Source organism: Thermaerobacter litoralis (assembly GCF_054654595.1).
The window spans coordinates 1-9,285 of record NZ_BAAIES010000007.1; the positions used below are offsets into that span (position 1 = coordinate 1).

A 9,285-nucleotide genomic window follows, 5' to 3' on the forward strand; every position below is an offset into this window, starting at 1 on the left:
CATCGTCTCCCTGGGCGGGCTGCTCATTGGCATCGGCTCGCTGGTCGACTTCGCCATCGTCGTCATCGAGAGCATCCACCGCTACCGGATGCGGGGCACGCCGCCCCTGGAGGGGGCCGAGCAGGGCACGGCCGAGGTGGCGGCGGCGGTGACGGCCTCGGCCATCGCCCAGGGGGCCGTGTTCTTCCCCATGATGTTGACGGGCGGGCTGGCGGCGGAGCTCTTCACGCCCCTGGCGCTGGCGGTGATCTTCTCCCACGCCGCCGCCCTGTTCGGGTCCGTCACCTTTGTCCCCATGCTGGCGGGCCGGGTGCTGGGCGCCCACTACGAGCCGTCCCGGCTCCTTCAGGGCTTCCACCGGGCCGTCGAGGGGCTGGAGCGCCTCTATCGCCGGCTGCTGGCCGCCAGCCTGCGCCGGCGCGGCCTGGTGATGGCGGTGGCGCTGGCGGCTTTCGTGGCCAGCCTGGCGGCCACCCCGTGGCTGGGGTCCGAGTTCCTGCCCCAGGCGGACAGCGGCCAGATCCAGGTGACGGTGCGGATGCCGCCGGGGACCCGGCTGGAAGAGACGGCGGCGGTGGCGCGCCGGGTCGAGGCGCTCCTGATGGACATCCCCGAGGCCGATCGGGTGGTGACCACCGTCGGGGCCGCCGGCGGCGGGTTCAGCACGGCCGCCGCGGCGACCAACGAGGCGACGGTGACGGCCGTCCTGGTTCCCGTCGGGGAACGGGACCGGTCGGTGTTCGAGGTCCTGCGCTGGCTGGAGCCCCGGCTGGCCACCATCCCCGGCGCCGAGATCCAGGCGACGGTGGCGTCGTCGGTGATGGCCGGCGGTCTGAGCCAGCTGGAGGTCCAGGTGGCCGGGGACGATCCGGAGCTTCTGGCCCGCATGGCGGACCGGGTGGTGGAACGGGCCCGGCAGCTGCCGGGCGTGGCGGCCGCGGACAACAGCCTGCGGGAAACCCGGCCCGAGGTGGTCGTCCGCCCCGACCGGGACGCCCTGGCCCGGGCGGGCCTGTCGGTCCAGGAGGTGGAGGTCGCCCTGCGGGCCGCCCTGGACGGGATGACGGTGGCGCGGGTGCGCACGGGCAGCGACCAGTGGGACGTGCGGATGATGCTGCCGGAGGGCGCGAGGCCCCAGTACGGGGTCCTGGAGGACCTGCCGCTGCGCTCGGCCGCGGGCCGGATCGTCCGCCTGGGCGACGTGGCCCAGGTGGCGGTGGAACGGGCGCCGCTGGCCATCACCCGGCAGGACGGCCGGCGGCAGGTGATCGTGGCGGTGCACCTGGACGGCAGCCGTCCCCTGGGGGAGGTCTCGGCCGAGCTGCGCCGGGTGCTGGGCGGCATGGACTGGCCGGCCGGCATGACGTGGGAGGTGGCCGGCGAGGCGGAGCGGATGAACGAGACCTTCCGCTCCCTGGGGCTGTCCATCGTCCTGGCCATCCTGCTGGTCTACCTGATCATGGCGGCCCAGTTCGAATCCTTCTTCCACCCCCTGGTCATCCTGTTCTGCCTGCCGCCGACGGTGGTGGGGGCGGTGGCCGGGCTCGCCCTGCACCGGGTCCCCATCGGGGTGACGGCCCTGTTGGGCTTCCTGATGCTGATCGGCGTGGTGATGAACAACGCCATCGTCCTCGTCGACTACACCAACGTGCTGCGCCGGCGGGGGCTGGCGCGGGACGAGGCCCTGTTGCAGGCCGGTCCCGTGCGGCTCCGGCCGATCCTCATGACGATGCTGACCACCAACCTGGGGCTCGTGCCCTTCGCCTACCTGACGGGGGCGTCCTCGGAGCTGCTGCGGCCCCTGGCGGTGGTGGTGATCTACGGGCTGTTGATGTCCACCCTGGTCACCCTGGTGCTGGTGCCGGTGGCCTACAGCCTGCTGGACGACGCCCTGCGCCGGCTGGGCCGGTTCCTCCGGCGGGAAGGAGCCCCGGTGGCGCCGGGCGGTGAGGCGGGGCTGGCCGAGGCCGGCCGGTAGGCTCGGGACCGGCGGGGCGGGCTGCGCCGTCATCCCGATTGTGCGTCATCCGGATCAGGGAAAGGGGGCGCCCCTCGGGGCGCCCCCGCCCTTGCGCCTGCCGTTCAGGCACCGGCGGCTCACACGCCCATCATGTTATAGCCCGCGTCGACGAAGAGGACCTCCCCGGTGATCCGGGCCGCCAGGTCGCTGGCCAGGAAGAGGGCGGCGTGGGCCACGTCCTCCTGGGTGATGCTGGTCTTCATCGCCGAGCGCTCGGCGTGGGTCTTGATGAAGTCCGTCAGGTTGCGGACGCCGCGGGCGGCCAGGGTGTTGATCGGGCCGGCGGAGATGGCGTTGACCCGGATGCCCTGGGGCCCCAGGTCGGCCGCCAGGTAGCGGACGCAGGCCTCCAGGGCGGCCTTGGCCACGCCCATCACGTTGTAGTTGGGCACCGCCTTCTGGGCGCCGTAGTAGGTCATCGTCAGGATCGCGCCGCCGGCGGTCATCAGGGGACGCGCCGCGCGGGCCAGGGCGACCAGGGAGTAGGCGCTGATGTCCAGGGCGACCCGGAAGTCGTCCCGCGTCGTCTCCACGAAGGGATTCTCCAGGGCCTCCTTGGGGGCATAGGCCAGGCTGTGGACCAGCACGTCCAGCCGGTCCCAGCGGCCGGCCACGGTGGCGAAGGCCCGCTGGATCTGGCCGTCGTCGCTGACGTCGCATTCCAGCAGCAGCGGTTCCTGCCGCAGCTCCGGAACCAGCTTCAGCACCCGCTCGCCGAGCCGCTCGTTCTGATAGGCGATGGCCAGCTCGGCGCCCGCCGCGTCCAGGGCCCGGGCGATGGCCCAGGCGATGCTGTTCTTGTTGGCGACCCCGAAGACCAGGGCGCGCTTGCCTGCCAGAAGGCCGGCGGGGATGGTTGCCGCCACGCTCGTCACCCTTTCTCGAGAGAGGGGCTGCCTGCTCATATAAAGGGGTTGCCTGCTCGCGTAAAGGGGTTGCCTGCTCGCGCCTTCTCCGTGCCTTCGCCAGGGCCGGAGGCCCGGCCTAGCCGGTGGTGGGCCGGCGGGGCGCCCGCGTCAGGAGGCGGGGGCCCTCCTCCTCGACGACGATCATCTCCTCGATGCTGTAGCCGCCGAGCCCGGGTACCCGCAGGGCCGGCTCGATGCAGAGGACCATCCCGGCCTCCAGCCGGTCGTCGACCCCGGGCATGAGCAGGGGCTCCTCCACGGTCTCCAGGCCGATGCCGTGGCCCAGCAAGGGGGCCAGCCGGCCGGCGAACCCGTAGCGTTCGGCGGCGCCGGCGGCGGCCGCCAGGAGGTCGGCCACCGCCGCACCGGGCCGGCAGAGGGCCAGCACGGCCTCCAGGCACGCCTCCGTGGCCGCCGCCAGCCGCTCGAGTTCCGGCGTCACGGGCCGGACCAGGGCCGTGCGCAGCACGTCGAACTGGTAGGCGCTGCGGGCACCGATGATGTCGAAGGCGACCGGTTCCCCGGGACGAACCCGGCGCTCCGTAGCCTGGGGCCAGCGGAAGCTGAGCAGGGACCAGGCCCCGGTGTGGACCCGGAAGTAACGGACGAAGTCGGCGCCCGCCGCCAGGGCGGCGGCGGTCCCTGCGGCGCCCAGCTGTTGTTCGGTCAGCCCGGGCCGGAGCACCTCCAGGGCCGCGGCCAGGCCCACGTCGGCCACCTGGGCGGCGCGGGCCAGCAGGGCCTGTTCCTCCGGTTCCTTGATCCGGCGGGGCCGGCTGGCCAGGGCGTCGGCGGGGACCCACTCCACCCCCGGCAGGGCCTGGGCGGCGGCGCGGAAGGCGGCCCAGGACCAGAGGTCCGACCCGGCGACGCCGATCCGGCCGGTGGCCAGCCCGAGGCGCTGGAGCCAGCCCGCCAGGGCTCCCCAGTGGGCCGGGGTGATCTCCACCTGGTCGGCCACCACCGTCTCCGGCCGGGCTGCATCGGCGATCAGCACCACGGGGCCCCGGCGGGGCACCACCAGCAGGGACTGGCCCCAGCCCTCATAGCCGGGCACGGCCGCGGCCGTCGGTGCCGGCGCCTGGTGGCCGCAGAGGAAGGCCACGGGGCCCCCCCGCTCGTAGAACGCCCGGCCCACGGCCAGGACGGCGTCGAGGCCTTCTGCGGCCAGGGCCGACCGCAAGGCTTCCTGGCGGCGCCGGTAGACGGCGGCGTCTAGGACCGGCCGGTCGATGCCCGCCCCGCCGGCGCCCGCAGGCCGGTACGGCGGGCGATCGGCCGCCGGGGGAGGACCCGGCGGTGCCGGTGGTGCCGGCGGCTCCGGCGGTTCCGGGGCTTGTCCCCGTTCGTCGGTCAACGGCGACACCTCGCTTCCGAGACCCTAGTTTGGCGTTCCGCGGCAGGAATCCCTGCCCGTGCCGGGGGGAGGGCCCGGCATCAGGGGAGACGGGCCTCCACAGGGGGCTGTGTGCAAGACGCCGGTCTCATGGGAGACGGGCCCTACGGGGGGCTCTGCGGGCGGGGTCGGTCTCAGGGGAGACCGGCCCGCGCCGGGCACGGGGCTTGAGGCGGGGGAGGGGGAGGGGGATAATGGCGCCGTCGAGGTGAGCGCCATGCCGGGTTTGTTCGACCCCATCACCTTTCGCGGCCTGACCCTGCGCAATCGCATCGTCATGTCCCCGATGTGCCAGTACAGCGCCGGCACCGACGCCCGCGCCAACGATTGGCACTTCGTCCACTACGGCTCGCGGGCCGTGGGTGGCGTGGGACTCATCATCGTCGAGGCCACGGCGGTGGAGAGCCGGGGCCGGATCAGCGACGCCGACCTGGGACTCTACCGGGACGACCAGATCCCGCCCCTCGAGCGGATCGTCCAGTTCTGCCACAACCATGGGGTGCCGGTGGGCATCCAGCTGGCCCACGCGGGCCGCAAGGCCTGGTCGCCCAACAAGGGCGCCGGCCCGGAGCCCGCGGTGGCCCCGTCGGCCATTCCCTTCGCCGAGGGGTGGCCCACCCCCCAGGAGCTGGGCGCCGGCGAGATCCCCCGCATCGTCGAGGCCTTCGCCGCGGCGGCCCGGCGGGCCCAGCGGGCCGGCTTCGACCTGATCGAGATCCACGCCGCCCACGGCTACCTGCTGAACCAGTTCCTCTCGCCCCTGAGCAACCGGCGCACCGATGCCTACGGCGGCGACCTCAAGGGCCGCATGCGGCTGCTGCTGGAGGTGGTGGAGGCCGTCCGGTCCGCCTGGCCCGAGGACCGGCCGCTGTGGGTGCGGCTCTCGGCGGTGGACTGGGCGCCGGGCGGCATCACCCTGGAGGACACCGTGGCGGTGGCCCAGGCCCTGCGGGAGCGGGGGGTCGACCTGGTCGACTGCAGCTCGGGCGGGGTCGTCGTGCCGCCGGAGCCCATCCCCCAGGGTCCCGGCTACCAGACGGCTTTCGCCGCCGAGGTGCGCCGCCGGGTGGGCGTGGCCACCGGCGCCGTCGGCCTGATCACCGAGCCTGCCCAGGCCGACCACGTGATCCGCACGGGCCAGGCGGACGTGGTCCTGCTGGCCCGCCAGCTGCTGCGGGAGCCGTACTGGCCCTTGCGGGCGGCGCGGGAGCTGGGCGTGGAGGTGGACTGGCCCCGCCAGTACCTGCGGGCCCGCCGTTGACGCCGGCCCGCCGCCAGCCGGGCCCCATCGTCCTCTGCGACGCGGCCCCGGCCGGCAGCCGGTCCTGGGGTTCCGTTCCATCCCCGTGGCCGCCGGAAGGGTGCGGCCGCGGGTGAGGGTGAGGGCCCGGCGAGGCCGTTGTTCGCCCTGCCAGCCCCTGCTAAAATGGTTGCGGACAACCGAATCCGCGTGACGGTCCAGGTGCCCCCACCCGGGGGAGAATAGGGAAGTCCGGTGCGAATCCGGCGCGGTCCCGCCACTGTGACCGGGGAGTCGTCGCCCCACGCGTGCCACTGCGGCCGCCGGCCCTGCGGGGTCCGGGCTGCGGGAAGGCCGGGCGGCGGCCAGGATCCGGGAGCCAGGAGACCTGCCTGGACCGTGTACGTACGCCTTCGGCGAAAGGAGGTACGTACCGGGTGCACCCTTGGAGGGGGACCTGAGCCCCGGCCTGCTGACGCCAAGGCCGGGGTTTTCACTTTCCGCATGTCTGCATCTCATGTCGGCATCTTTCGTGGAGAGGGGAATCGGCGATGATGGCATGGTGGTCTGAGCGCCGGGCGGGTCGAACCCGGCCCGGCCGGGGTCTCCGGCGGGGCCTCGGCCTGCTGGCGGCCCTATTGATCGTGGCCCTGGTGGTGGCCGGCTGCGGCGGGGGCGGCAGCCCGGCGCCGGCCGGGGAGCCGGGCGCGGGCGGCGCGCCGGCCGGTTCGTCCGGGGAGGGAGCGTCGGCCGCGGCACCCCAGACCCAGTACCCATACACCTTTACCGACGACGCCGGCCGCCAGGTTACCCTGGAGGCCCGGCCCGAGCGGATCGTCTCCCTGGCGCCCAGCAACACCGAGATCCTCTTCGCCATCGGGGCCGGCGACCGGGTGGTGGGGGTCGACAGCTTCAGCGACTACCCCGCGGAGGTCCAGGACCTGCCCAAGCTGGGCGGCCTCACCGACACGAACTACGAGCAGATCGTCGCCCTGGAACCCGACCTGGCCCTGACCATCGGCGGCACCGAGGAACAGGTCAAGAAGCTGGAGGAACTGGGCATCCCCGTGGCGGTCATCCAGCCGGCCACCCTGGACGACGTGCTCGAGCGCATCCAGCGCATCGGCGAGCTGGTCGACGCCCAGGCGGGTGCGCAGCAGGTGGTGGCCGAGATGAAGGCCCGCATCGACGCGGTGCGCCAGCGGGTGGCCGACGTGCCAAAGGACCAGCGGGTGCGGGTGTTCTACGAGGTCTGGAACGATCCCCTGATGACCGTCGGGCCCGGCGGCTTTATCCACGACGTCATCGTGGCGGCCGGGGGCGTCAACGTGGCCGAGGGGACGGGGCAGGCGTGGCCGCAGATCAGCCTGGAAGAGGTGGTCCGCCAGGATCCCCAGGTCATCGTGGTGCCGGCGTCCCTGAAGAGCTCCTATGACGAGCTCAAGGCCGGGACCCGCAGCGGCTGGGAGGGCATCACCGCCGTCAAAGAAGGGCGGATCTACATGATCGACGACGATTTGATCAGCCGGCCGGGGCCGCGGCTGGTGGAGGGCCTCGAACAGCTGGCCCGCTGGTTCTACCCCGACCGGTTCCAGTGAGGGGTTGCGGTGGGTCGCGACAAGGCGGCGGCCAGGAAGGAGAAGGGGCCGCGGCGGCCCCGACCGGCGGGGGACGAACCGGCCCAAGCCGGCGCGGCCGGTGTGGAGCCGGGACCTGACGCCCTGAGCCCGGGCCCGGACGGCGGTGCGGGCGCCAGGGCGGGCTCGGGTGCCGCCGGGGTGGCCGTAGGACCGGGCGCCACGGGGCGGGCGGGCCGGGCCGGGCGGCCCGCCCCGGCCAGGCGCCGGGGCCTGGCGCTGGGGTGGCTCGCCGTGGCCCTGGTGCTGGTTCTGGTCCTGGCCACGGGGCTGGGGGCGGTGGAGGTTCCGCCGGGGCAGGTGCTGCGGATCCTGCTGGGCGGGGTGGCGGGAGGGACCGGCGAGGCCGGCGGGACGGACCCGTCGCCGCCGGCCCGGATCCTCCTGGACATCCGTTTGCCCCGGGTGCTGCTGGCGGGCCTGGTCGGCGCGTCCCTGGCGGCCGCCGGCAGCGCCTTTCAGACGTTGTTCCGCAATCCCATGGCCGATCCCTACGTGCTGGGGGTCTCCAGCGGTGGCGCCCTGGGCGCGGCGGTGGCGTACCTGATGCTGCAGGCCTTCGCCCAGGCGGCGGCCGGGGCGGCCCCGGCGGCGGGACTGCCGGGGGCCGGTGGCGGTCCCTGGTCGAACCTGGGGGCCCTGGCCGTGGCCGCCGCGCGGGCCCTGGGCTTTGGCCTGGTGCCCGCCTGCGCCTTCGCCGGCGCCCTGGCGGCGGTCCTGATGGTCGCCCGCCTGGCCCGGGTCGGCGGCCGGCTGGCCGTCGGCACCCTGCTGCTGGCGGGCGTGGCGGTCGCCTCCCTGCTGGGAGCCCTGGTCTCGTTGCTGGTGTTCCTGAGCGGCGAGCGCCTGCGGCCCCTGGTCTTCTGGCTGCTGGGGAGCCTCTCGGGCGCCGGCTGGCGGGACGCGATCGCCCTGACGATCGCTGCCGGGATCGGCATCGGCCTGCTGGCCGGCCAGGTCCGTGCCCTCAACGCTTTGTGGCTCGGGGAGGAGGCGGCCCACCACCTGGGCATCGACGTGGAGGCGGTCAAGCGGCGCCTGGTGGTGGCGGGTTCCCTGCTGGCGGCCACGGCGGTCAGCGTCAGCGGGGTCATCGGTTTCGTCGGGCTGATCGTGCCCCACGGGGTCCGGATGCTGGTCGGGGCGGACCACCGGCGGCTGCTGCCGGGCACCGTGCTGGCGGGGGCCACGGTGCTGATCCTCTGCGACACCGTGGCGCGGGTGGTCCTGGCACCGGCCGAGTTGCCGGTGGGCGTGGTGACGGCCCTGGCCGGGGCGCCGTGGTTCCTGTGGCTGCTGCGCCGCCACGCCACCGGCCGCGACCTGTGACGAAGCCGGCGGGACCCCCGCGGCCTGTGGGCCGTGCCGGCCGGGCTGGAGGTGGACGGGATGGGCTTTGCCCTGGAGTTGCTGGGCGTGCGGGTGGGCTACGCCGCCGACCCGGTGCTGGACGGGGTCACCCTGGCGGTCCGGCGGGGGGAGTGGCTGGCGGTGGCGGGCCCCAACGGCTCGGGCAAGACGACCCTCTTGCGCACCCTTTCCGGCTACCTCCAGCCCTGGGCCGGCCAGGTGCGGCTGGACGGCACCGAGCTGCGGGCCTGGGGGCCGGAGCGGCGGGCACGGCGCATGGCCGTGGCCGGCGTCGACGCAGGCGTGCCCCCCTCCCTGACGGTGGAGGAGTACGTGGCCCTGGGTCGGACCCCCCACCTGCAGGGGCTGTGGGCACAGGAGGGGCCGCGGGACCGGGAGGTGGTCGCCCAGGCCTTGCGCTGGGTCGGGCTGGAGGCCCTGGCCGGGCGGCCGCTGGCCACCCTCAGCGCCGGCCAGCGGCAGAAGGCGGTGCTGGCCCGGGCCCTGGCCCAGGAACCGGTGGTCCTGCTGCTGGACGAACCCACGACCCACCTGGACCTGCGGCACCAAGTCGACGTCATGGACCTGCTGGAGCGGCTGCGGCGCCGCCTGGGCCTGACCCTGGTGGCCGTGCTCCACGACCTCAACCTGGCCGCCCTCTATTGCCAGCGCCTGGTGCTGATGCAGGAGGGCCGGGTGGTGGCGGCCGGCGAGCCGGCCCGGGTCATGCGGCA

General features: G+C 74.5%; 7 protein-coding genes and 1 riboswitch. Of the genes, 5 read left to right on the forward strand and 2 right to left on the reverse strand.

Annotation, left to right across the window (positions count from 1 at the left end):
• The coding region (locus ACYQ02_RS05330) for an efflux RND transporter permease subunit (RefSeq protein WP_460039411.1) at positions 1-1,978 on the forward strand (1,978 nt) is incomplete at its 5' end.
• Positions 1,979-2,097: 119 nt separating this feature from the next.
• Here ACYQ02_RS05330 and ACYQ02_RS05335 read toward each other — a convergent pair.
• Both ACYQ02_RS05335 and ACYQ02_RS05340 read right to left on the reverse strand, forming a co-directional pair.
• On the reverse strand, positions 2,098-2,886 hold the full coding sequence (locus ACYQ02_RS05335; protein ID WP_460039412.1) for an enoyl-ACP reductase FabI: 789 nt from the start codon (positions 2,884-2,886) through the stop codon (positions 2,098-2,100).
• 118 nt (positions 2,887-3,004) lie between these two features.
• Entirely contained in the window at positions 3,005-4,285 is a 1,281-nt protein-coding gene (locus tag ACYQ02_RS05340; protein WP_460039413.1) for a M24 family metallopeptidase, read from the reverse strand.
• A 256-nt stretch (positions 4,286-4,541) separates the two neighbouring features.
• On the opposite strand from ACYQ02_RS05340, the gene namA reads away from it, so the two are divergent.
• The 4 genes from namA to ACYQ02_RS05360 all read left to right on the forward strand — a co-directional run.
• A complete protein-coding gene (namA, locus tag ACYQ02_RS05345) occupies positions 4,542-5,585 on the forward strand; it encodes an NADPH dehydrogenase NamA (protein ID WP_460039414.1) in 1,044 nt (347 codons plus the stop codon).
• 182 nt (positions 5,586-5,767) lie between these two features.
• Positions 5,768-5,974, forward strand: a riboswitch (cobalamin riboswitch).
• A gap of 144 nt (positions 5,975-6,118) precedes the next feature.
• A complete protein-coding gene (locus ACYQ02_RS05350; protein ID WP_460039415.1) occupies positions 6,119-7,162 on the forward strand; it encodes an ABC transporter substrate-binding protein in 1,044 nt (347 codons plus the stop codon).
• A gap of 9 nt (positions 7,163-7,171) precedes the next feature.
• Positions 7,172-8,530 carry a FecCD family ABC transporter permease gene (locus tag ACYQ02_RS05355; RefSeq protein ID WP_460039416.1) on the forward strand — a complete coding sequence of 453 codons (1,359 nt, stop codon included), beginning with the start codon at positions 7,172-7,174 and terminating at the stop codon, positions 8,528-8,530.
• Positions 8,531-8,590: 60 nt separating this feature from the next.
• On the forward strand, positions 8,591-9,285 hold a 695-nt coding region (locus ACYQ02_RS05360), incomplete at its 3' end, for an ABC transporter ATP-binding protein (protein ID WP_460039417.1).